Source organism: Erwinia sp. AC075 (genome assembly GCF_979253995.1).
In genome coordinates, this window is record NZ_CEEDEU010000001.1 from 778,691 (window position 1) to 802,187 (window position 23,497).

General features: G+C 50.8%; 19 protein-coding genes. 13 read left to right on the plus strand and 6 right to left on the minus strand.

Annotated features, from left to right (window positions below; translation table 11 throughout):
• Positions 1–153: 153 nt before the first annotated feature.
• Together AC0IXH_RS03675 and AC0IXH_RS03680 are read left to right on the plus strand one after the other, a co-directional pair.
• Positions 154–1,902, plus strand: a complete 1,749-nt coding sequence (locus tag AC0IXH_RS03675) for an amylovoran biosynthesis protein AmsF (protein ID WP_471719982.1) — start codon at positions 154–156, stop codon at positions 1,900–1,902.
• Positions 1,903–2,041: 139 nt separating this feature from the next.
• On the plus strand, positions 2,042–2,311 hold the full coding sequence (locus AC0IXH_RS03680) for a hypothetical protein (RefSeq protein ID WP_471719983.1): 270 nt from the start codon (positions 2,042–2,044) through the stop codon (positions 2,309–2,311).
• Positions 2,312–2,371: 60 nt separating this feature from the next.
• Here the strand turns inward: AC0IXH_RS03680 and AC0IXH_RS03685 are convergent, their stop codons facing one another.
• Both AC0IXH_RS03685 and AC0IXH_RS03690 read right to left on the minus strand, forming a co-directional pair.
• The gene (locus AC0IXH_RS03685; protein ID WP_245174139.1) at positions 2,372–3,628 is read right to left on the minus strand and encodes a GGDEF domain-containing protein; all 1,257 of its coding nucleotides are present in this window, start codon (positions 3,626–3,628) and stop codon (positions 2,372–2,374) included.
• 566 nt (positions 3,629–4,194) lie between these two features.
• Positions 4,195–4,518 (minus strand): DUF6388 family protein, encoded by a 324-nt coding sequence (locus AC0IXH_RS03690; RefSeq protein ID WP_338574618.1) that lies wholly within the window; start codon positions 4,516–4,518, stop codon positions 4,195–4,197.
• 162 nt (positions 4,519–4,680) lie between these two features.
• Here AC0IXH_RS03690 and yedD point away from each other — a divergent pair, with 162 nt between their 5' ends.
• Positions 4,681–5,166 (plus strand): lipoprotein YedD, encoded by a 486-nt coding sequence (gene yedD / locus AC0IXH_RS03695; protein ID WP_471719984.1) that lies wholly within the window; start codon positions 4,681–4,683, stop codon positions 5,164–5,166.
• A 106-nt stretch (positions 5,167–5,272) separates the two neighbouring features.
• Here the strand turns inward: yedD and amyA are convergent, their stop codons facing one another.
• The 4 genes from amyA to fliD all read right to left on the minus strand — a co-directional run bounded on the left by amyA (position 5,273) and on the right by fliD (position 9,087).
• Positions 5,273–6,754 carry an alpha-amylase gene (gene amyA, locus AC0IXH_RS03700; RefSeq protein WP_471719985.1) on the minus strand — a complete coding sequence of 494 codons (1,482 nt, stop codon included), beginning with the start codon at positions 6,752–6,754 and terminating at the stop codon, positions 5,273–5,275.
• Between the two features lie 136 nt (positions 6,755–6,890).
• Entirely contained in the window at positions 6,891–7,259 is a 369-nt protein-coding gene (fliT, locus tag AC0IXH_RS03705) for a flagella biosynthesis regulatory protein FliT (protein ID WP_151037138.1), read from the minus strand.
• Positions 7,260–7,667, minus strand: coding sequence for a flagellar export chaperone FliS (gene fliS / locus AC0IXH_RS03710; protein WP_013202657.1), 408 nt, complete (start codon positions 7,665–7,667; stop codon positions 7,260–7,262).
• 10 nt (positions 7,668–7,677) lie between these two features.
• Positions 7,678–9,087, minus strand: a complete 1,410-nt coding sequence (gene fliD / locus AC0IXH_RS03715; protein ID WP_471719986.1) for a flagellar filament capping protein FliD — start codon at positions 9,085–9,087, stop codon at positions 7,678–7,680.
• 282 nt (positions 9,088–9,369) lie between these two features.
• On the opposite strand from fliD, the gene AC0IXH_RS03720 reads away from it, so the two are divergent.
• The 10 genes from AC0IXH_RS03720 to AC0IXH_RS03765 all read left to right on the plus strand — a co-directional run bounded on the left by AC0IXH_RS03720 (position 9,370) and on the right by AC0IXH_RS03765 (position 23,494).
• Complete coding sequence (locus AC0IXH_RS03720; RefSeq protein WP_471719987.1) at positions 9,370–10,671, plus strand: FliC/FljB family flagellin; 1,302 nt, start codon at positions 9,370–9,372, stop codon at positions 10,669–10,671.
• Between the two features lie 219 nt (positions 10,672–10,890).
• Positions 10,891–14,424 carry a glycosyltransferase gene (locus AC0IXH_RS03725; RefSeq protein WP_471719988.1) on the plus strand — a complete coding sequence of 1,178 codons (3,534 nt, stop codon included), beginning with the start codon at positions 10,891–10,893 and terminating at the stop codon, positions 14,422–14,424.
• A gap of 3 nt (positions 14,425–14,427) precedes the next feature.
• Positions 14,428–17,901 (plus strand): glycosyltransferase, encoded by a 3,474-nt coding sequence (locus AC0IXH_RS03730; protein ID WP_471719989.1) that lies wholly within the window; start codon positions 14,428–14,430, stop codon positions 17,899–17,901.
• Between the two features lie 25 nt (positions 17,902–17,926).
• Positions 17,927–19,054: a DegT/DnrJ/EryC1/StrS family aminotransferase gene (locus AC0IXH_RS03735; RefSeq protein ID WP_471719990.1), complete on the plus strand. Its 1,128-nt coding sequence runs from the start codon at positions 17,927–17,929 to the stop codon at positions 19,052–19,054.
• A 122-nt stretch (positions 19,055–19,176) separates the two neighbouring features.
• Positions 19,177–19,821, plus strand: coding sequence for an acetyltransferase (locus tag AC0IXH_RS03740; RefSeq protein ID WP_471719991.1), 645 nt, complete (start codon positions 19,177–19,179; stop codon positions 19,819–19,821).
• A 144-nt stretch (positions 19,822–19,965) separates the two neighbouring features.
• A complete protein-coding gene (locus AC0IXH_RS03745; protein ID WP_471719992.1) occupies positions 19,966–20,202 on the plus strand; it encodes an acyl carrier protein in 237 nt (78 codons plus the stop codon).
• A gap of 8 nt (positions 20,203–20,210) precedes the next feature.
• Positions 20,211–20,954, plus strand: a complete 744-nt coding sequence (locus tag AC0IXH_RS03750; protein WP_471719993.1) for an SDR family NAD(P)-dependent oxidoreductase — start codon at positions 20,211–20,213, stop codon at positions 20,952–20,954.
• Positions 20,955–20,964: 10 nt separating this feature from the next.
• Positions 20,965–21,708 (plus strand): SDR family NAD(P)-dependent oxidoreductase, encoded by a 744-nt coding sequence (locus AC0IXH_RS03755; protein WP_471719994.1) that lies wholly within the window; start codon positions 20,965–20,967, stop codon positions 21,706–21,708.
• Positions 21,705–22,529, plus strand: a complete 825-nt coding sequence (locus AC0IXH_RS03760; protein ID WP_471719995.1) for a transketolase — start codon at positions 21,705–21,707, stop codon at positions 22,527–22,529. Before AC0IXH_RS03755 ends, AC0IXH_RS03760 begins: the two co-directional genes overlap by 4 nt.
• Positions 22,526–23,494 (plus strand): transketolase family protein, encoded by a 969-nt coding sequence (locus AC0IXH_RS03765; RefSeq protein WP_471719996.1) that lies wholly within the window; start codon positions 22,526–22,528, stop codon positions 23,492–23,494. The genes AC0IXH_RS03760 and AC0IXH_RS03765 overlap by 4 nt, the downstream gene beginning before the upstream one ends.
• The last annotated feature ends 3 nt before the right edge of the window (positions 23,495–23,497 follow it).

Here is a 23,497-nt window from a genome sequence, read left to right on the forward strand (position 1 = left end):
TAAAGTTTGCGCAACTAAAAAGGAAAATTAACCCATTCACCCACAGGGAACGGGTGATGTTATCCCTCAGGAGTTATGACTTATCTTTTATTATTCCTTTAATGAATTTTTCATTTAGGCGATTCGCTACGGCTTATTGCCCCGGAGGTTATTATGATTGAAGTTAACTCATTTGCTGAATTAAGAACAACTGCACCTGCCAAAGCTGGCGATTTGGCTATTCTGCGCCGTTATTACGATAAGGATTCCACATTCCGTGGCGGCGGTGATTTTGTTGGTTTCCTCAGCGCAACGCCGCCGGCGGATGATTCAGGCACGCTGGCAGCCGGCAGCACTTTTTACTGGAAACGCGTCATTCACGATCCGGATGAACTCAACATCTATCACTTTGGCGGGAAGGGTGACGGCGTGACCGATGACAGTGGCGCCTTCAAGCTGATGATGAGCTGGGCGCAGACCTTTAATACCAACGCCAAGGATCTCGGCGTGCGCTTCCCGGCCGGAAAGTTCCTGATTAATCCCATCGATTATACCGGGACCGACGCCGCCTTCTTTTATATCTACGGTGATGACAATCCCCATGGTGCCATGCCACGCACCACCATCGTGTCCAACAAGTCCACCGCACCGGTGTTCAAAGTGCAGGCACGGCGCGTGGCCATCAAGGGCATCGCGTGGAATGGCCAGGCCACGGCGGATATCACCACCAATAAAGCGGCGATTACCTCGGCGATGTGTACCAACCAGCAGCCGTTTTTTGAAAATACCATCGTTGCGGGGGAGTCGGTGGTGATTAATCGCTTCCGGGCGTCAAACAATGGCGGCACGGTCATCAAGCTGTTGGATACCCTGGATTCGAAGTTTGACCAGATCTATACCTTAACCACCTATGGCCGGGTGTTTGATATTGGCTGGTCAGACACCGCAGCCGGTGTCTGGGATCACTCAACGGCGATTGAGTTAACCAACGCGAATTTCCAAACCGGCTATGGTGATGCAACGCTGTATATGCCGCGCGTCACGCAAGGGATTTTGCGCAACGTGTGGATTGAGCATACGCGTTACCCGGGCGACCTGAGTGATGGCGGCTGGACGATTGATACCCTGAATCTGGAAGACTGTGCCAATCCGTTCAATATGAACAATGGACGCGTGCAGATCCGCCAGCTGAATCTGCAGTCCGGCGGTAAAGTCAGTCTGGATACCACGTCTCCACGCTGGCTTTCAGGCTATGAATACGGCTGGCGTCGCGATGAAAGTTTTGGCTCAACCATGACCGGTTCGATGAAGGCGGGCTGGTACACCGGCTTCAAGGTGACCAATACCTCGACCAGCGACAAATGGTACAAGCTGGGCAAAATCAATATGCCGAAGGATAACCAGCAGTGGGTGGTGGAGATGATCAGTAAAGCCACTAACGATGTCCTGACGGGCACGGCGGGTAACCCGGTCACGGCGCTCTCTTCCTGTATGACCTGGCTGAATATCTCGCGTTGTTCAACCGCCATCTATGCTGACATTCAGCATAAAGGTTCCCCGGCGGTGCTGGACGTGAAGCTGAACCGCATCGGTGTGACCTACGCCGAAATTTGGGTCAAGCTGAAAGCCGCCAGCGGCGACATGATGTTCAACCTGAAATCGACCGGGCCGAGTCGTTTTGAGTCGGGCGAATGTAACCTGTTTACCCCGGATCTCAGCGAAGTGACCGACAGCACCACCATCGGCACCACCTCACCGAACGCCAGGATGAGCCTGCATAACGGGCTGGCGGGAATTGGGGCGAACGAGAAGGGGGTACTTACGGTGGCTACCGTGGCGGCCACCGCGCCAACCACCACCACGGCAGCGGGCTATATCACCGTCAACATCAACGGTACGGACCGCAAAATCGCCTATTTTTGACCTGTAAAACAGCAGCGGCCGCCAGTGATGGCGGCCTTTTTCAGTGTTTTACTTTGTTGGTTAAAAAATTGTTGTGAACTTCTGCGAAGCGCAGCGGTCAGAATTGATGAGTGATTTTTTAACCCAGAAGGATAAACGCATGAGTGATAACACCGAAGAACGTAAATCTCCGACTGAACACGTACGCGATGTGACTTCTCAGTTAAAAGAAATGCGCCACTATGCCCAATCCAATGTGGAAACGCTTTCAGCTCACTGGCTGGCTTTTGATCAGGGTGAGTACAAACATCCCGAATTCGCCGAAAGGGTGAACGACCTGCTAACTAAGCAGGGTCAGCTACTGGATGAGTTAGATAAAAACATTCAGGATATGGAAATTGAAGCGAACCGTACCGACAACGAAGCCTGATGATTCAGACTGAGTGAACGCAACCCGCCACGGCGGGTTGTTTTGTTTTTGTGGCAGGGACTACAGCACGAACTCCGGGCTGACGCGATTTCTGCCGCTGCTTTTCGCAATGTACAGCTGCTCATCGGCATTTTTAATCGACTCGTCCAGACTGCCCGCATCAATCACGTGCAAGGTACTGATGCCAATACTCACCGTCACGCTGAGGTTCTGCTCGTTGAGCATAATGGTATTGCGCTCGATGCTCTGGCGCAGCCGATCGGCCAGCAGATACGCTCTTGGCTGAGAAATCCCCTCTATCAACACCAAAAACTCCTCGCCACCCATCCTGCTGATGATTGCCGTCTGTTGCAGCGACTGGCGGATGCACTCCACCGTCTTTGCCAGCACCTGATCGCCGGCCGCGTGCCCGTAGGTATCATTGATGTTTTTGAAACGATCGATATCCACCACGAAAACCGCGCCGTAAAAGCCGCTGGTTTTATTCTTGCGGGCAATCAGCGCGTTCAGCTGCGAGGAAAGGCCGCTGCGGGTCAGTGCGCCGGTGAGGAAATCATAATCCGCCCGCTTGGTAATGCGCGCCACCAGCTTTTTATTGGCAGTAGTGCTTAATGCCACAATCAGCGGGCTGATGGTCATCGCGGCAACGCCCAGTCGGGCGGATGCCAGGCTGTCGATGCGGAAGAAATCATCGGAGCCCTGGATAGTCAGCACTTTACTGGCCACCAGAATGATTTCAGTGATACCGGTTAACAGCGTGAGCAGGCAGGTAAAGAAGATCGGATAGCTGACCGCACACCACATCAGCGCAGGCAGCGGGAAGATGAGGCTGCCGCCACCGCCAACATAAATGCCGCACACGGTGGAAACCAGCAGCATCACCAGCGGCATCAGATTGCTTTCGCGGAGTTCATTGAACAGCTGGTCCAGCTCATCACGGCGCGGGAAGGTGATTACCAATGGCAGGATCAGGATCGACGTGGACACCTGTTCGCAGAACCACGAGATCCATCCTTGCATCAGGTCATCATGAAAATAACGCTGGCCGGCGAAGGAGCCAATGGCGGCACACACCGCGGCGGCGATAATGGAAGCCGGGAAGACGCGAATCAAGGCCTGCAGCCGTCGCGGATAGGGACGCGTCAGATAGGGTGACAGCAGCACCGCCTTGCCCACCGTCACAAAGGCGATATTCGCGGCATCCATTCCCAGCGAAACAACAACCGGGGTGCCGTACAGCATATCGGCGGCGACCATGCCGAGATACATCGCCGGCAGGCTGGAAAGGGTATCAAAGCGAGGAAAACGGATCAGCACCCCTAATAACAGGGCATTACAGGGCCAGAAAAGAGAAAGTGCCTGATAACTACGGCAATGCAGGCCCAGGGTCGCTAAACATAATGCGAGAAAAAATAAGAATATAACCTGGTCAAACTTATATTTATTAATTTGCATTTTTTATGGCTCAAGGTGCTTACCGGAGTCCGGCGAAGACTGTCTGCGCGGTAACTACCGTGTCATGTCCGACTGCGGCCGGCTCCGTGGTACACATTTCTCAGGGTGAAAAGTGTGTAAGGGTGGCATCCACTCGCAGTAAAGCCATGGTTTAAGAATGTTCTTAATTCGGCTGGTGTGCCGCTCAGAATATCGCTAAGGCTGTTTAATTTCAATCACTACCAGGCGTAACTGGCGTGAACAACATAGCTGACAGGTTAAGGGCAATCGCTAGCATATATATCGTAATAGCCAGTGATTTTCGAACGATAATCTGCTGCCCTTTTCGATTTGGGAGCATTCTTAGCAGCTGAAAAGCATAAAAAGTTGTGGAGGGGAAATGTGGGGCATCGTAATCACTGGCCCGGTTACAGGCCAGTGAAAGGGGATTACAGTTCGTTCTTGATGCAGAACTCTTCCCAGGTCATGCCGAGCGCGGTCGCGTGTTGACGCAGGTAAGCTTCAATGGCCTCAGCAGCGACCGCTTTATCCGGTTCGGCTAGCTGAATGGCGAACAGCATGCCGTCGAGTTTTTTCTCCCGGGTGAACGCGGCATAGGCGCGGTCAGTTTGCATATCCTGTAACTGGGGCAGGGTCATGCCCAGTTTGGCCGCATCGGCGTCCGTGAGTTGAGCAATGCCGGTTTTAATTTCCGGGTGTGCTTCAAGAAAAAGAACGCGCGCGATGGCGTAATACTCTTCAATGCTTTTCATAAAAAATCCTGCGGTCAGTAATGGGCGCTAGTTTACACGGCTGCGGGCTGAGGTGAAATGGCGATGGTAACGTCAGTGCCTGCGGGAATTGTTGCGGTAATTGTTGCGGTAAATAAGGAGAAATTATAACGTAGCGCCTGACTGCAGAATTTGGAACTGAATATGAAAAAGTGGATGATTACGACCTTAGCCGCCTTCACGCTGGCTGGCTGTGCAGATATACCCAACTATCAGGGTGCAGTAAAAACCCCACCGCCGGCGAACCTGGTCGGAAACTGGCAGAGCATGGGACCACAGAAAGGTCTGGTCAGTAAGGAGGCGATTGCCAGCCTGATTATTACTGCGCAAGGCGACACGCTGGATTGCCGTCAGTGGCAGCGGGTGATTGCTAAACCTGGCAAGATCACGCTGTTTAAAGGCGACTGGGTTAACGTCAATAAAGACGTCCGGGTGATGCCGCTGGAGCTGGAAGGCACCGAGTTGCATTACGACAAGCTGGTTCTGCAGCGCGTCAATCAGCCAACGGCAGAGTGTCAGCAGGCGCTGGCCCATGAAAACGATGCGGTTGCTACTGCCACCAAAGCCAAATCTGCCGAATCCGGTGCTAAAAAGCACCACAAAGCGTCGTTCAAAAACGCCAAGTCTTAAGCAAAACAGGCCGTCTGAGGATCCCAGACGGCCTGTTGTTATTTAGAAACTGCCGAATCGAGCAAATCCCTTCGGGTTGCCCAATCATTACCCGTCAGTCCGGGCGCTATTCCGTCAGCACCCACACGCTGACGCTACCTGGATTACAGCGGAACACCGCGTTCCCCTGTTCGTCAGCGGTAATGGTCTCCGTCTGATGGCCAAGATAATCCCGCCAGCTTTTCCCTGCCAGCGCCTCGCCCATTGGCAACGATTTTTCTCCTGCGTCACCATTGGACAGGATCACCACGCAGCCCGGCTGTTCTTCCGTTCCGCTGCGCGCGAAAGCCACACAGTTGGGATGATCGAACCACTCGGTCTGTACGCCGTGCGCATACAGCTGACGGGCGCGGATCAAGGCTTCCAGCTCCGGGATCACCGGCATATCGATGTGGTGATTTTCGCCGTCACCGCCTTCATCTTCATAGCTGGCACCGAACAGATCCGGATAGAACACCACCGGCACACCCTGTTCCCGCAGCAGGATCAGCGCGTAGGCCAGCGGTTTGAACCAGGGTTCGACCGGCGCTTCCAGCGACTGCAGCGGTTGCGTGTCGTGGTTGGCGACGATGGTCACCGCATGCCAGTGATCTTTCTCAACCAGGGTGTCATTAAAAATCTGGCTAAGGTCGTAGCTGGCGCCTTCGCGGGAGGCATTGTGGAATTTCATCTGCAGCGGGGCGTCGAACAGCATGGTTTTGCCCTCGACCTGATGAATGTACTGCTGCAGCTTATCCACTTCGTGCGACCAGTATTCCGCAACAATAAACAGCGGTTGTTCGGCGACTTCCTGAACGTGCTCAATCCACTCTTTATAGAACCAGGCGGGAATATGTTTGACCGCATCCAGCCGGAAGCCGGTGCAGGGCAGTTGTTCCAGCATCCAGCGCGCCCAGTACTTTAACTCTTCCGTGACGACATGATTGCGGAAGTCGATATTGGCACCCATCAGATAATCGAAATTGCCCAGTTCATCATCGACCTGATCGTTCCAGCCTTCGCCGGTGTAATCATTGACGATTTTGAATACGCCGTTTTCGTCGGGGTTTTCGATGTAATCAACGCCGTTGAAGCACTTATAATCCCAGACAAATTTTGAATACTGGCCCGCGCGGACCGGGAAGGTAAATTTGGTCCAGGCATCGGCTTCGAAGGCTTCAGGATCGATCTCATCGCGGTTGTCGGGGTTGGTGCGGTTAACCTGAATACGTTCCTTTTCATCTGCCCCCATTTTATGGTTGAGCACCACATCCATGATCACGCCAACCTGGTGCGCGCGAAGGGCGTCCACCGCCGCTTTCAGCTGCTCTTTGTCGCCATACTTGGTGGCACGCGAGCCTTTCTGATCAAACTCGCCCAAATCAAACAGATCGTAACTGTCGTAGCCGACGGAATAGCCGCCGGATTCGCCTTTATAGGCAGGCGGCAACCAGACGTCGGTGATGCCGATTTCAGCCAGTTTTTCCGCTCGTTCGGCGGCTTCGGGCCAGAGTTTACTGCCGTCGGGATAGTACCAATGGAAGAATTGCAACAGGGTCGAATTAGGCATGTCCTTGCTCCGGGTGTTCAGGCTGGGATCTGAAGTATGGAGCAGGCGGAGAGAAAAGCGCGGGTCAGAAGCTAAAAAAGTTTAGCGTTCTGCCCGCCGGCTGGTGTGAGTTGAATTCATACTGAAAAAGGTCTTTTTATGCGCCTTGTGATCCCTGCGGGAACAGCACAACACCCTGCATTCCGCTATAGGCTTTATTGACGGATTTCTGCCGGGTTGCCTGGCCAATCAGCGAGGAGATCTCGCTCATCCGCGACTGCAAAAGGCTTTTCACTTCGGCTTCGTTGTTAAGAATATGGCGCAGCACAGGACGCAACTGATCCTGTGTCTGATCCGGAACAGGGGAAAGCTTGGTGCTCTCCGCCAGTATTTCTACCGCACTGACGTAATCGACTTCCATTTCAATGAGTTCATCCCATTTACCTTCGCTTGCCAGGCGCAACATAGACTGGCTGAGGACTAATAACTGTTGGTAAATCGTGAGCAGCTGCGGAGCAATATTCATTTAAACGGCGTCCTGAAGGGCGTTAGTTGCAGAAACTTCTTTCCAGGCATCGGCAATGTTGCGCAGCAACGTTTCGACTTCCAGAATCGCTTCGGCGTCATTATGCAGATTGGCTTTAAGCAGCCGGTGGACCATATAGCGGTAAAGACTGGCAAGATTATCAGCAAGTTCGTCGCCTTTATTCTCATCCAGACCCTGCTTAAGGCCGTTCTCAATAATGTTGATGGCTTTGGAGAGCGACTCTCCTTTGCCAGCAATGTTGCCATCGAGCAAAAATAACCGGGCACGAACCAGGGCGCTAAGCGCCCCGTCGAACAGCATGGTGACCAGTTGATCCGGCGTGGCGCTCATCACTGCGCTTTCCACACCGATTTTTGCATAGGCTTTGGTACCGCTTGCGCTATACATTTTGTCTCCTTTACTTAGTGCTGCTAGAACTGCTTGATGTTTCAAACTGCGACGTCAGATAGCTACTTGTACTGTTCAGTTTGCTCATCATGACATCCAGTGCGGTGAACTGGGTTTTGTAACGCGCGATAGTGGCATCGATGCGCGTGCTGGCCGCGTTATACTGCGTGGTCAGGTTATTCAGCGTTTTACTGACACCATCTGTCGCTGCCTGCAAGATGCCGCTGCTGGATAACCAGCTAGTGATATTGGTGGCAATGGTGGTCGCGATACCGTTGGTCTTACCATCACCGATAATCATTGCCTTCACGCCGTCCGGATCGCTGGTCAGCGCCGTTGAGAGCTTGTCGTCGTCAATCTCCAGCGAACCAGAAGTTGGATCGGTGGTGACACCAATCTGTGCAAGTGATTTATAGGTAGAAGAGCTCTGCGCATTGGTCAGCATGGTCTTTAGCTGCGACTGAATAGTACGCAACGTACTGTCACCTAACAGAGCGCCGTTGCTGGTGTCTTGCGCGGAGGTGCCAACATCGACAGAGGTATATTTGGTCAGGCTGGCAAAGCTGTCCTGCAAGGTGTTATAGGCTTTTACCCAAGACGTGATGGCGTTGGAGGCTTTAGACGTATCGCTGGAAATAGTCAACGTCTGGTTACCGGTAGTCACGTCGTTCAGATTCAGCGTAATCCCTTCCAGCGCATCGCTGATGGTGTTGCTGCTATTCTCAATCGCGACGTTATTCACCGTCAGTTCAGCATTTTTGGCCGCAACACTCTGCGTCATATTGCTGCTGGCAGTGCCGTCGTAGCTCAACATGCTCTGAATCGCACTGTCACCGGTCACACCAATGGTCACCGCGTTGTCAGTCCCTGTGTCTTTCGAGGTCATCGAGAGACGATAGCTGCCGTCACCGGTTTTAATAATACTGGCGGTGACGCCGGCAGCAGACTTATTGATCGCGTCGCGAATGCCGGTCAGTGAAGATGTGCCAGCAGGAATCGAGACGCTTATCGCCGCATCCCCTTTCGCATTCTGGAAGGTGAGGGTGCTGTCAGTGGTGGCCAGGGCCGTGGTGTTGCTGGTTTGCACCGCTGACGTCAGCGTTTGTGCGGCGGCTAACTGGCTGACGCTTACCGTATATTTACCGGCGACGGCACCTGCAGCAGTCGTGGCGCTAAAGGCGCTGGAGCTGCTGCTTGTTGTCGTCGAACTAAACAGGTCGGCATTGTTTAGCGTGGTGTTCGCGGTCTGGAAGGTGGTCAGCGCGCTTTTCAGCGTGCCATAAGCACTGAGTTTGGCTGTATAGGAAGACTGCTGCGTAGAGATAGGCGTTAACGCGGCCTTCTCGGAGGTTTGCAGACTGTCCAGTATAGAAGCTAAATCAAGGCCTGAGCCGATACCCAACGTAGAAATACTCGCCATAGATGTTTCCTTTCTAGAGTCAACACGGAGAATGAATACCGTGGTTATCGGCCAGTGATGAGGAAAGTTTACGATTATTAGTGCAGGGGTAATTCCACGAATAGCGGTAATAGAGAGGGGTATTTCAACGAGTAGGGGAGTGAAGAAAAAATTGCGGTTGGGAGTAAAAAAATTCTAAAGGTTAGTTAAGTGCTGACGATAATAAGTTTGACGGCGATGAAGCCGGGCGGCAAACAAGCCCCACTCCCTTAACAAGATTCGATTTTAATAGGAAACTTTATCATGGCACAAGTAATTAATACCAACAGCCTCTCGCTGATCACTCAGAACAACATCAACAAAAACCAGTCTGCTCTGTCTACTTCTATTGAGCGTCTGTCTTCTGGTCTGCGTATCAACAGCGCAAAAGATGATGCAGCTGGCCAGGCAATTGCCAACCGCTTCACCTCTAACATCAACGGCCTGACTCAGGCTGCTCGTAACGCCAACGACGGTATCTCTGCTGCGCAGACTACTGAAGGCGCACTGTCAGAAATAAACAACAACTTACAGCGTGTTCGTGAGCTGACTGTACAGTCTCAGAACGGCACCAACTCCGATTCCGACCTGTCTTCAATCCAGGACGAAATCAAATCCCGTCTGGACGAAATTGACCGCGTATCTGGTCAGACTCAGTTCAACGGCGTGAACGTGCTGGCTAAAGACGGCAAAATGTCTATCCAGGTTGGCGCTAACGATGGCGAAACCATCTCTATCGACCTGCAGAAAATTGACTCTACTACTCTGGGTCTGAAAGGCTTCTCTGTATCAAGCAACGCCCTGAAACTGGGTGATGCAGTGACCACTGTAGGCGACGCTTCAAATTCTGGTGCTGCGGTTTCTGGTGTTGACCTGACTGATGTTGCGTCTGCACTTAAAGTAGATGCAAGTGGTCTGTCCCTGCACAACGTGCTGACTTCAGGCGGCGCGGCTACTTCAACCTACGTTGTATCTTCGGGTTCAGATAACTACTCTGTTTCTGTTGGTGCAAGCGGTAAAGTTGAATTGAACAAAACTGATGTTTCTTATACCGATACCGACAACGGTGTTACTTCAGGTGAAGCAGACGGTAAATTCATCAAAGTTGGCAGCGATTCTACCGGTGGTGCAGTTGGCTTCGTGACTATTCAGGGCAAAGATTACACTACTGCTTCAACTGCTCTGACTAACGGTGGTAACACAACTACTACCGGTACTACCTCTATCGGTGATATCTCTAACCCAACTACAGGTACAGCTGCAGGCGACTTGTTCAGTGGCTCAGCGACTAACGATCCATTGGCTCTGCTGGACAAAGCGATTTCTCAGGTTGACAAATTCCGTTCAAGTCTGGGTGCGGTTCAGAACCGTTTGGATTCAGCGGTAACTAACCTGAACAACACCACCACTAACCTGTCTGAAGCACAGTCACGTATCCAGGATGCTGACTACGCAACAGAAGTGTCTAACCTGTCTAAAGCGCAGATCATTCAGCAGGCTGGTAACTCGGTGTTGGCTAAAGCTAACTCCGTACCACAGCAGGTTCTGTCTCTGCTGCAGGGCTAATTATCCTCGCGATTATCCCTTCAAAAAACCCCGCCTCGGCGGGGTTTTTTTTGTCTTATCCGTTGCGGATGGCGATATATTTATGGGTCAGTTTAGCCTTACTTTCCCTCGCTTCTTGAACGATTGATTCCGTATCAGAGCGTTATCATAACTAAAATTATTTCATTCCTACGCCCATGGATCGCCGGGTAGTGAGGAACTCCGGGAGAATCACCAGTTATGACTCAGCCAGCACTTGTCAGTATTATTCTTACCGCCCAAATTCCAACGTGGTTTAAAGCCGCACTCGACAGCGTGTTGGCTCAGGATTATCCCAACTGCGAGATTCTGATTGCTGACAGCAGCGGTGACAAATTCATTTCGGCAATTCTGGCCTCAGTACCAGAAAGTCCCGCGCATCCGGTGCGCCATTTGGCATTGGGTAAAAATGCTGAAAATAGCTACGAGAAAGCACTTGGTGAAGCGAAAGGTAAATATTTAAAATTCATCTCTGATGCTGAGTTGTTGAGTCATGATTGTATAAGCACTTTAGTTGCTGGCCTTGAAAGTCATCCTGAATGCCGTTTGGCATCTTCATCACGTAAACGTATTGATCCTCACGGTGAATCTTTACCCAATATTCCTTCAACCTCTCCTTTACTTGATTACCGCGCAATTTTAGACGGACGCGATCTTCTTAGATGCCAAACTCGAGTGAATTACAGTTTGTTGGGTGAACTGAGCAGCTCTCTTTTTTATCTGGAGGATGTACTGTCATTGGTCCCTGAGAAAGGATCCCTGTTTACGGTAGATCAACAAAAGTTACTGGAAGTTGAAGGTCTGATTGTTTACACCCAATTATTAACGCAAAGCAATGTGCTGTGGTTTCCGCAGCAGTTGTGTTCAATTCGGGTTTCTGAGATATACGGGCAGCCACATCAACGAGAAGGCCTGGAACATGTCAAAAAAAATCGCGATATTATTTTTTCTGCATTACGCGCTGAACCCTGGTTCAAAGACAGTTCTACTCCTGTAGATATGGTGCAAGTCACGGCGCTGGATGGGAACCCAGAGCATTCGGGTTATAAAAACTTAATTAGTCATCAGTTCCATTATCTCAATTTGAACACGCTGGCATGGTGGAACCGCGTGCGGACATTGAAGCCATTCCAACAACAGCGGTTGCAGCAGTCAGCCAGTGATATATCAGCAGTGACAACTGTTGGAGTAGTCATAAATGTGACGGCTGAAAATAATCAGGGCCTGATGACCACATTAAACTCATTGGTTCATCAGGGGTTAAGTTCTTTTCAGCTCACTCCTGTGATTACAGGCTTGACTGAGGGGGTTCCGGAAGGCATTGCATGCTATGCGACCAGTGATGAAAATCACCTGAAAACATTGAATGAAATTATTTCCCAGCGCGAAGAAAACTGGTTCATCTTTATCGACGCCGGGACTTTCTTCATGCCTGCAGGACTGATAGCGCTTTCAACGACGTTGACCCAGGCTGAAAACGTTCTGGCAATTTATGCTGATGAATACTTCTATCTTGATGATGAACCGTGCGGCATCAATTTCCGTCCGGATTTTAATTTAGATTTGCTGCTGAGCTCACCGAAAACGATGGCACAGCATTGGCTATTCCGCCGTGAGTTGCTGTTGGCAGCTGAGGGCTTTGATATTAATTATCCCCAGTCTGCTGAATTTGATTTGATCATTAAAATGATTGAATCCCAAGGGTTAAATGCAGCTGGCCATCTTGCAGAGCCTTTATTGACTGCACGTCTAAAAAAACGTGCCATCGTCGAAGACGCTTCTATTATAGAGCGCCACTTGAACAATCGCGGATATCCTCAGGCGCAAATAGCGCTGGACAGCTTCTACAATTTTCGTCTGCGATATCAGCATGCTACACAGCCAATGGTGAGCATTATTATTTTGGCTAACTGGCACCTGCCTTCGCTAATTACCTGTGTTACCACCGTGCTTGAAAAAACCCGCTACGGCCATTATGAGCTGTTAATTGTGGCAGATGGCCAGGGAAGCCAGGAACGCGATAGCTGGCTGGCTGGCATAGCAAACGTAGATCCACAGCGTATCCGTATTCTGCAATACAGCGAAGCTTATCACCATGGCGCAATGGCCAATATTGCAGGCGAACAGGCACAGGGCGAGTATTTAGTCTTTATGCATTGCGAATTGGCTGTCACAGATGGTGAATGGTTGGACAATTTGTTGAACCATGCTCAGAGACCTGAAGTGGCGATAGTCGGGGGCAAGCAGCTAACCTTTGATAACAAAATTCGCCATGCAGGATACATTTTGGGAATGAATGGGGCCGCCGGGGATGCTTTCCGTGGGCTCGAAGATAATCAGTCCAGCTATCAAGGCCGTTTGCATCTGGATCAAAACTACAGTGCGGTTTCCGGTGACTTCGCGATGGTGCGTAGTGAGGTATTTAAAGCATTAGGAGGTTTTGATACTGATAATCAACTTTATGACGATGTTGATTTCTGCTTGCGCGCACGCGAGCAAGGCTACATGACTGTCTGGACCCCCTATGCGCGAATATTGCGCCCGGCAGCTCGTCAAAATCCTTTTCCGGGTGAAACGGTGCATTCTTCCAGCCAACTCAAACAGATTGAAGAAGACAAACTGTTCAGTCGTTGGATGCCATTGATTGCCAGCGATCCTGCTTTCAATAGTAATCTCACACTTCGCAGCCGTCACTTTGATATGACCAGCGACAGCATCATGAGTTGGCAGCCTGCCAAGCGAGCGGACTTGCCTGTATTTCTGACTCACCACGCGGATACTGCTGGCTGTGGTCATTACCGCATGATGAAACCTTTTGAAGCAATGCAAAATGCTGGGTTGGCTGAAGGCATATCTAGTATGACTCTGCTGAATATTGCAGAAATTGCTCAATTTAAACCCGACAGTTTGATCATTCAGCGGCGATATTCACCGGCTTTTCATAAATGGATTGAGCGCACGGGCAAATTGCACGATGTCTTCAAGGTCTTTGAACTGGATGACTACATTCTTAATGTGCCGATGAAACACTACCGGCGCACCAGCTTCAAACAAGAAGTGACCGGGTTATTGCGTAAAAGTTTGAGTTTTTTTGACCGTTTTGTTGTCTCGACACAGCCTTTGGCAGATGCGATGAACGATATGCATCCCAATATTATGGTGGTAAAGAACCGTCTGCCCGTAGATATCTGGGGAAATCTAGAGAGTTTGCGTAACCAGGGTAAGAAACCTCGTGTAGGTTGGGCGGGTGGTTCAAGCCATCGTGGGGATCTCGAAATGATCCTTGATGTGGTGAAAGAATTTGCTAATGACGTTGAGTGGGTATTTATGGGGCTATGTCCAGCCAAACTAGTGCCTTATGTACATGAAATTCACTATGGTGTAGACATCAGTTTATATCCGGCAGCGATGGCAGCTTTAAACCTCGATCTTGCTCTGGCACCTGTGGAAGACAATATATTCAACGCCTGTAAAAGTAATCTGCGTCTGCTCGAATACGGAGCGTGCGGTATTCCTGTGATCTGCAGCAATGTGGCTTGTTATACAGATGATGATCTTCCCGTCACACGCGTTAGTAACCGCTTTATTGACTGGCGTGATGCCATTCGTATGCATCTCGCCGATCCTGCTGCCAGCGCACGAATGGGTGAGCAACTGCAAACCGCAGTACGTCGCGATTGGATGCTGACAGGCGATAACGTTAAAGCGTGGGCGAAAGCCTGGAGTGCAAATTAACGTATGGAAAATATTGAGATGCCTTCTGCTGCTGTCAATTGGCCCTACATTATTCTGGCACCGGATTATAAAGAATCATCTCTTGGGGTTCAGGTTATCCACCGTTTATGCCATTTGCTTAATGAAAGTGGTCAATTGGCCTATTTAAAACAATGTGTGGTCAATCCAGACTGGAATACACCCTGCGTTTCTTTTGACGATTTTAGAGAATATACCGAGGGTGGTAAGCCTTTCATCGCAGTTTATCCCGAAGTGATTGCTGGAAATCCCCTTAAAGCACCCGTCGTTGTACGCTATATGCTCAATCGAGAAGGGGTCATTGAGCACAGGAGTATGAATGCGAGGGCTGAAGATCTTTATTTCTGGTATCGCGAAGAGTTCGCCGACAAGGCATTTAATGCCCCTTTACTGGTGTTAGAATCTTACGATCTGTCGCTATTTTGTGACGATAACGCAGAAAAAGATCTCGATCTGCTCTATGTCAATCGGATGCCTGAAAAAAAAATTGACTTTAGCAAGCTCCCCACTGGAATACGTGTTTTGTCAATGCAACAGCCATTGTCTTTAAACGAGTTGGCAGCGGTGTTGAAACGCGGAAGGGTACTTTATACCTTCGAGTCCTCTGGCACATGTACTTTGGCAAACCTGTGCGGTTGTCCGGTAGTAGCGCTTACCCAACCTGGCTATGAGCAATTGGCTATTAATGAGCAAACGGTCAGAGACAATGGGGGGGGAATTGCCTGGAATGATCATCCACAAGAGCTGGCCCGTACCCGTCTGTCACTGTCTACTGTCAGAGACGGAATGCTTGCAAAGCGTGCTCTCACAGACCGCCAACTTAATGTATTCATTACTCAGACGCAGCAGCGTGCTGAAGAAATTGGGCAATTTATACCGACAAGCACTGTAGATAGTTGGTTGGAACTTCGCCGTATGTCATCGGGACAGCGGGAACAGGTGGCGGCAAAAATAGAGGCACTGCATCAGCCAGCAAGAATGATGATAGTTGTCCGTAACAGTTCAGAAACTCAGGATTTACTGGACATTACCCTCCGCAGCTTAAACCAGAGCCGCTTGCGTTACCCTCATATTAAGGTGTTGCTAACATCGAAGTCATTCTCTCATGACCCCCTGCCAGACTGGGTGACTGTCATGACCGATGAGTACCAGATTCATCTTATGGAAGAACAGTGGGTTCAGGTTATAGATGCCGGCACTCGCTTGCTAGCTGACAGCTTCTGTAAGTTAGGGCTGATCCTTAGTGAAAACTCGGGCTGCTTTGCGGTGTTTACCGACGAGCTGATTGAACGGGAAAACGGCGAGCTGGAAACAGCACTGCGCCCTGATTTCAACCTTGATTTAGTATTAAGCACACCATGGTTGTATGCACGGCGTTGGTTATTCCACAGCGACGCGCTCAACAGCATTAGCACTGAGCTAACAATAAACAACATAGCCTGGGAACTTGAAGTAATTACTCGTTTGGTTGAGCAGCGGGATATCTCAGGCATTGGCCACGTGAGCGAACCTCTACTCGTCGTTCCTTCATCACTTTTGAAAGCGGATGATATTGATGCTGTGGTTATCCAACGGCATCTGGAACAACGTGGTTATCCTCAGGCCCAAGTCACCTTTAATGATGATAAACCCTGGCGTCTGAGCTATGGCAATACGTCCTTGCTGGCAGTGTCGGTAATTATTCTTGCTGGTGACGATCTGAATTATCTTCAGCGTTGCGTCGAGCTGATGGTCGGCAAAACGACGCATGAGACCTATGAAATTATCATCGTTCATCAGGCAGGTGGCGATGAAATTTTAACTGGCTGGCTTAACAACGTTATTCGAGGCAGTTCGGAAAAGATCGTCGTTGTTACCCTGGAAACTGGAACCGCTGTCGCAGCGATGTATAACGCCGGGGCAAAAGCAGCAAGAGGGGACTTCATCTTATTGTTTAACACCCGTGCGATTGTGGTGCAAAACAATTGGCTGACCAACTTACTCAATCACGCTCAGCGCCCTGAAGTAGGTAGCGTTGGCGGCAAAATTATTTCGCTTGACCAGCGTGTCCTGACGGCGGGGGAGATTATTGGAGGCAACGATTTTTGTCTTCCTGTAGGTTACGGCTCGACAATTGATATGCCGGGCTATATGCAGCGCCTGCAAAGCGACCAAAACCTTACCGTACTTAACTTGGCCTGTTTGATGATTAAAAAAGAAGCCTGGCAAGCTGTCGGGGGTATGGACGAAGGGCTGGTCACCCTTAAGCAAATTAATATCGATCTAAGCCTCAAATTGAGACAAGCAGGATATATGTCGGTATGGACCCCCTATTCGGTAGTGGCCAGTGATGAACTGCATCTCCATCCACGCAGTAAAACACTCAATAAAGCAGAGGAGAGGGGGGATAAAACGATCCGGTCCAAATGGTTGCCGCTTTTACTCCGCGATCCAGCTTATAACGATAATTTCTCTTCACAGCGCCAGTTATTTAAACCTGAGATGAATCCGGCAATGATCGAAAATCCGGTTGCAGAGCGAGTTCATCATCGCGTGCTGGCTATAACAATGCCAGTCGGAATCGGAGCTCCTGAATATTATGCAGCGGCAATAGATGACCTTCAGCGTAAGGGGGTAATTGGCGGTGTGGTTACTGAAAATCACCTTGATTTCAGGCTGTTCAATCGGGTTGATGCCGATGCCTGCGTCATTAGTAGTGATCTGCCTTTAGAAGCCCGAGATCTAATCCTTTCATTGCGTAAACGCCAGCACAGTGTGTTTAGCCAGATGGTTTCCCTGCAATGGATGACCAGCCAGACCCGACAGTTGCCAGATCTACGAGGGATTGACCGTCTTATTGTGCAAAACGAGGCACAGGCTGAATCGGCGCGTCAATACAACCGGCCCGTGGTGATATTGCCACGTAGTCTGCTGACAGTTGCGCCATATGCAAAATCACCCCGCCACGAAGGTGAAAAGCTACACGTACTTTGCAATACCTGCGAGCTGAGCGAGGCAGATATTGAACTGATACATAACTTGATACGTGAACTTGCTGATGAAGTGAGTTGGCAGGTATTGGGGCCGTTACCTTCTTCGTGGATCCCATGGATAGACGAGCACTATCGTTATCCGGGACACCATTATTATCTGCCTCTGCTTGCAAGTATTGACACGGATCTGGCCATCATTCCACGGGCTGATAATAAATTTAATCGTCTTAAGGATAGTTTCATTCTAATGGAGTTGGCAGCGTGCGGTATTCCGGCGTTAGTCAGTGACGTGGTGAGTTTACAAAGTCATATTCCAGCACGTCGGGTGCGCAACCGTAAAACCGATTGGCTTGAGGCTGTTCGTCAGGCTATGGACGATCGAGTGGGTCTGGAAATTCAGGGGCGGTCAGCAACTCACTCTTTACGAGAAAAAGACTGGTTATTCGGTGAAACAATAGACCAGCATCTCCGTGCCTGGTTGGCATAGAGTTATAACTGAGAAGGTCAAGGCAATGAAAGAGAATATATTTGTCACCAGCCCGTTGATGCCGCCACTGGAAGAATTCATCCCTTACCTGGAGCAGATCTGGCAAAATAAGCAGCTGACCAACGGTGGACCTTATCATCAGGCATTAGAGCAGGCACTGGCAGAGTATCTTGGTGTTGAACACATCTGCTTGTTTGCCAACGGCACGCTGGCGCTGGTAACGGCGATGCAAGCATTGCGTATTACTGGTGAGGTTATTACTACGCCTTATTCCTTTGTCGCTACGTCGCATTCGCTATTATGGAACGGTATTAAGCCCGTTTTTGTTGATATCGATCCGGTGACGTGTAATTTGGACCCAGCCAAAATTGAAGCGGCTATTACCCCTAACACCACGGCGATTTTACCCGTGCATTGCTACGGCATCCCTTGCGATGTTGATAGTATTCAGCATATTGCTGATAACTACGGGCTCAAGGTCATCTATGATGCGGCTCACTGTTTTGCGGTTAAGCAGGAAGGCATCAGCGTACTTAACCACGGGGACCTTTCTATTCTGAGTTTTCACGCCACTAAGGTGTTCAATACTTTTGAAGGTGGCGCAATCATTTGCCCGGATGCGAAAATCAAACGTCGCATTGATTACTTAAAAAACTTCGGCTTTGCTGATGAAACGACCGTTGTCGCGCCGGGAATTAACGGCAAAATGAACGAGTTTCAGGCGGCATTCGGCATGTTGCAGCTTAAGCATATTGATGCTGCTCTGGCGGTGCGCAAATTAGTTTATGAAAATTATCGTCTGGCGCTCGCCCATGTTCAGGGTGTGACATTTTTAGAGGCGCAGGAAAATACGCAGTGGAATTATGCTTATTGTCCAATATTCATACACGAGGGGATGTACCCGATCAGCCGCGACCAGCTCTATGACAAGTTGAAAGAACATGGCATTTTCGTCCGCCGCTATTTCTATCCGTTGATCTCAGAATTTCCGATGTATCGGGGCTATGCCTCTTCAGCCCCGGCAAACTTACCGGTAGCCAGCAAAATGGCGCAAAGCGTTCTTTGCCTGCCCATCCATCCTAATCTGACGGCGGCCGAGCAAAACCTGATTATCGATATCGTCCTTCGCGCCAGTGGGGTTGTTGCAGCCTGAAATCATTACCCGCTATTCAATGTCCGGATAAGAGAAGCAAAACAGGCGGTATTCTCCGCCTGAATTACCTTAAGGCCATGTTGAAATAGCGTAAAACCGCTGATAGCGAACGGATGAGAAGCATGAAACTGGCAATTTATGGCGCGGGCGGTCTTGGCAGAGAAGTGCTGGTGCTGGCACAGCGTATTCAGCAGGAAAGTCGACGCTGGGATGAGCTGCTCTTTATTGATGATATTGCCCCCGACCGTGAGGTCAAGGGAACAGGCGTGATCACCTTTGACCGTGCCGCTGAGCAACAAATTGAGGTGGCGATCGCCGTAGGCGAGCCTGCTCTACGGGCCAGCCTGGCGAATAAAGTACGTCAGCGTGGCCTGCCTCTGGCAACGCTGGTCCATCCGAACGTGATGCTTACTGCCTGTGCGGTGGTGGGGGCGGGTTGCATTATTTCCAGCGGCGCGCATGTGTCCTGTGATGTGATTCTCGGCGAAAACGTCTTTTTGCAACCTTACGCCAGCATTGGCCATGACTGTCAGATTGGCGACCACGTGATGGTGTCGACCTACGTGACGATGGGGGGCAGTTGCCATATTCAGGAACGGGTTTTTGTTGGCATGGGCGCCATGATCCAACAACGTCTTAACGTGGGTGCCGATGCCATTATCGGTATGGGTGCCGCTGTATTTTCGGATATTCAGACGAGCGTGATCGCGCTGGGTAATCCCGCGCGGGCGATGCGTAAGAACGAAGAAAAGCGCGTATTTAAATAATTCTCTGTTAACAGCAAGGTCTGGATAGTTGCCATCGTTCATTTTTGCGGATGAGGCATACAGACTTAGGCTTCAGCGCTACCCGGCAGACGGGTAGACACCGATTTTTGCCGCAATTATCCGGCACTCATTGAGAACTCAGTTATGTCTAATATTGAAAAATATAATCAAATCTTCGCCGAAACCTTTGAAGTGGATCAAGCCGTTCTGCCTGATTACAAATATCAGGACACACCTGCTTGGGATTCTGTCGGTCATATGAGCATGATTGCCGGTCTGGAAGAGACCTTCGATATTATGCTGGATACCGAGGATATTATTGAGTTCTCATCGTGGGCCATCGGCAAAGAAATTCTGAAAAAATACGACATCGTATTGTAGGAGCTCCGATGCTACTTGCTGGAAAATGGGCGGTGATTACCGGTTGCCTTCAGGGGATTGGTAAAGCCACGCTGGAAAGTTTCACCGCTGCCGGTGCCTCCGTCTTCGCCTGTTGCCAGCAGGAGGATCCCGCGTTCTCAGCGCTGATCGCCAGGCTTCAGACGCAACATAATGTTGAAGTTATCCCGGTTTATTTTGATTTGCTGGACGACGCCTTGATTAAGCAAGCGGCACAAACGATTCAGAAAGCAAAAAAACCGGTCGAAATCCTGGTGAATATTGCCGGTGCCAATTTTGACGCTTTATTCCCCATGATGACACTGGCGCAGTTGCAGAAAACCTTTGCCATCAATCTGTTTTCTCAACTGGTGTTCACCCAGTACATGACTAAATTAATGTTGCGCCAGAAAAAAGGCAGCATCATTAATATCTCCAGCATTTCTGCTCTCGACGGAAATGCCGGTCAGCTGGCCTATGCAGCTTCAAAAGCGGCATGGGTTGCGGCCACCAAAACGCTCTCCGCCGAATTAGGGCCGCAGGGGATCCGCGTCAATGCGGTGGCCCCTGGGGTGATTGCGACCGCTATGACGGCTGAACTTCCTGATGCCGTGATGGCCAGGCAGATGGCCCGGTGCGAACTTAACCGTCCAGGCTTGCCGGAGGAAGTAGCAAAAGTGTTGCTTTACCTGGCCTCCGACGGTGCCAGTTACGTTACCGGGCAAATTATTCGGGTCGACGGCGGGATGGGCTGAGGAAATGACAATGTTAATGCAGAATAAAACGGTATTAATTACCGGCTGTCGTCGGGGGATGGGCCGGGCAATGGTCGAAGTCTTTGCCGCCAACGGTGCAAATATCTATGCCCACGCCCGCAATGAAGATGCTGAGTTTATTGCTGAAACCCAGCAACTTGCCCAACAATATGGGGTCGAGATCTGGCCGCTATTTTTCGATATGACCGACACGGCATCAATGAAGCAGGCGGTAAAGTGCATTCGGGCGGATAAACGCCCGCTTGATGCGGTAATTAATAATGCCGGGATTACCCACAATAGCCTGTTTCAGATGACCACCGAAGCCCAGCTTCGCCAGCAGTTCGAAGTCAACTTTTTTGCGGTCTATCTTTTCAGCCAGTTTATGGTCAAGCTGATGCTGCCAAACGGCAGGGGCAGTCTGGTGAATATCGCCTCGACGGCAGGTGAGGATGGTAATCCGGGCAAGTCAGCATACGGTGCCTCTAAAGCGGCGCTAATTGCCATGACTCAATCCGTTGCGGCCGAGCTGGGTGAACATGGTCTGCGTGCCAACTGTATTTCGCCGGGCATTACCGAGACGGAAATGCTACTGACAATGCCAGAGCAGGTGGTTGAAGCCGCCCGACAAAGCACGCATCTCCGGCGTGCCGGCCTGCCATCTGAGATTGCTGAGATGGTATTATTCCTCGCTTCAGATCTTTCCAGCTATATTACCGGACAGACTCTTCGCGTCGATGGAGGGTTAAAATGAACCTGCATATCAGTCAGACCCTCAGCTTAGCTAACCAGATCCGCCAAAGCCTGCTCAACGTGGCCTTCAACGCGCCGGTTGATGGCGTGCATTTGGGATCATCGCTTTCGCTGGTGGACATGGCTACCGTCCTTTACGGCAGCAAAATGCGATATCGGGCAGACGCGATGGACGATGCCCAGCGTGACGTTTTTATCCTCAGTAAAGGCCATGCGGCGTTAGGCCTGTATGCCGTATTGCACGCGGTCGGCATTATCACCCGCGATCAGCTCAACAGCTTTGACGTTAACGGCTCGCGTTTTCAGGCGCTGGCACCGATGTATCCCTCGGCTGGCATTGATTTTCCCGGCGGATCGCTGGGGCAGGGATTATCCTATGGCGTGGGCATGTCTATCGGCCACCGACTGAAACAGCAACCCTGGCATACTTGGGTGGTGATGGGCGATGGTGAGTGTAACGAAGGCTCCGTCTGGGAGGCGGCTTTTTATGCCGCACAGCAGCAGCTGGAGGCACTGACGGTCATTATTGATGCCAACGGCATGCAGTCCGACGGCGCCAACCGTGACATTCTTCCGCTTGATCACCAGGCGCTGTGGCGTGCCTGCGGTTGGCAAGTGGTAGAGTGCGATGGGCACGATCATCAGGCGCTGATGACGGCGTTCGATCATCCTCACGAGGGTAAGCCCAAAGCCATCATTGCCAATACGGTGAAAGGGAAGGGCATCTCGTTTATGGAAAACAACAATGACTTTCACCGCAGCAAGCTGACTAAAGATCAGCTGCAGCTGGCGTTAGCCGAACTGGCCGGAGGGGCACTATGATCGCTATCAAACCGGCCCAGATCCGCGGGTGGTCGTTAATGGGCTCGCGTGGCACCTTTGGCGTGACGCTACTCGCACTGGCTGAAAAGCATCAGAATATTGTTGCACTGGCGGCAGACCTAGGCGTCACCGCCGGGCTTGAACGGTTCAGTAAGGCCTTCCCATCGCGATATTTTAACGTGGGTATTGCTGAGCAAAATCTTGTTGGTGTGGCCACGGGGCTTGCTAGCGGCGGTTTTGTGCCGTTCGCCACGTCCTTTGCGAACTTCCTCGCTTTGCGCGCCTGTGAACAAGTCAGACACAATTTGGGCTATATGGAAGGCAACGTAAAACTGGTTGGTCTTGCGGCCGGTTTTGCGATGGGGACATTTGGTTCGACACATTATGGCATTGAAGATATTGCCACACTTCGCTCGATCCCCGGTTTAACCATTCTCTCGCCAGCCGACTGCACGGCGACGGCAAAAATGACCGAGGCCGCTTACTATCACCCTGGCCCGGTATATTTGCGCCTAACCGGAAATATGCGGACACCCATTGTTTATAAAGAAGACTTTGAGCTGCACATCGGGCGGGCAATCCGCTTGCGTCAGGGCAGTAATGTGGCGATCGTCGCCACAGGAAGCATGGTGCACGTGGCATTACAGGCGGCGGAAAGCCTGGCCGTGGCGGGCATAGCCGCAGCGGTAATTGATATGCATACCTTGAAACCGCTGGATACGGCGATATTAGACGAGCTTTTGCAGAGCCAGTTACTGGTGACGCTGGAAGAGCACAGCACCATTGGTGGGCTAGGAAGTGCCGTCTCTGAGTATCTGGCGATCAAAAAACAGCGGCCGCCGCTGTTGACGCTTGGCATTCCGCAAGGTTATCCACATGCCGGTGATTACGGCTGGCTGCTGGAGCAGGCAGGTTTAACCGCCGGTCAGGTAACTGACCGCATCTCCACTCAACTGAAGCAGTAACGC

Coding starts and splice junctions, on each gene's coding strand:
- AC0IXH_RS03725 (WP_471719988.1), top strand. CDS start 10,891: ATGACTCAGCCAGCACTTGTCAGTATTATTCTTACCGCCCAAATTCCA.
- AC0IXH_RS03735 (WP_471719990.1), top strand. CDS start 17,927: ATGAAAGAGAATATATTTGTCACCAGCCCGTTGATGCCGCCACTGGAA.
- AC0IXH_RS03730 (WP_471719989.1), top strand. CDS start 14,428: ATGGAAAATATTGAGATGCCTTCTGCTGCTGTCAATTGGCCCTACATT.
- AC0IXH_RS03690 (WP_338574618.1), bottom strand. CDS start 4,518: ATGAAAAGCATTGAAGAGTATTACGCCATCGCGCGCGTTCTTTTTCTT.
- AC0IXH_RS03675 (WP_471719982.1), top strand. CDS start 154: ATGATTGAAGTTAACTCATTTGCTGAATTAAGAACAACTGCACCTGCC.
- amyA (WP_471719985.1), bottom strand. CDS start 6,754: ATGCCTAATTCGACCCTGTTGCAATTCTTCCATTGGTACTATCCCGAC.
- AC0IXH_RS03720 (WP_471719987.1), top strand. CDS start 9,370: ATGGCACAAGTAATTAATACCAACAGCCTCTCGCTGATCACTCAGAAC.
- AC0IXH_RS03765 (WP_471719996.1), top strand. CDS start 22,526: ATGATCGCTATCAAACCGGCCCAGATCCGCGGGTGGTCGTTAATGGGC.
- AC0IXH_RS03680 (WP_471719983.1), top strand. CDS start 2,042: ATGAGTGATAACACCGAAGAACGTAAATCTCCGACTGAACACGTACGC.
- fliD (WP_471719986.1), bottom strand. CDS start 9,087: ATGGCGAGTATTTCTACGTTGGGTATCGGCTCAGGCCTTGATTTAGCT.
- AC0IXH_RS03750 (WP_471719993.1), top strand. CDS start 20,211: ATGCTACTTGCTGGAAAATGGGCGGTGATTACCGGTTGCCTTCAGGGG.
- AC0IXH_RS03760 (WP_471719995.1), top strand. CDS start 21,705: ATGAACCTGCATATCAGTCAGACCCTCAGCTTAGCTAACCAGATCCGC.
- fliS (WP_013202657.1), bottom strand. CDS start 7,667: ATGTATAGCGCAAGCGGTACCAAAGCCTATGCAAAAATCGGTGTGGAA.
- AC0IXH_RS03755 (WP_471719994.1), top strand. CDS start 20,965: ATGTTAATGCAGAATAAAACGGTATTAATTACCGGCTGTCGTCGGGGG.
- fliT (WP_151037138.1), bottom strand. CDS start 7,259: ATGAATATTGCTCCGCAGCTGCTCACGATTTACCAACAGTTATTAGTC.
- yedD (WP_471719984.1), top strand. CDS start 4,681: ATGAAAAAGTGGATGATTACGACCTTAGCCGCCTTCACGCTGGCTGGC.
- AC0IXH_RS03745 (WP_471719992.1), top strand. CDS start 19,966: ATGTCTAATATTGAAAAATATAATCAAATCTTCGCCGAAACCTTTGAA.
- AC0IXH_RS03740 (WP_471719991.1), top strand. CDS start 19,177: ATGAAACTGGCAATTTATGGCGCGGGCGGTCTTGGCAGAGAAGTGCTG.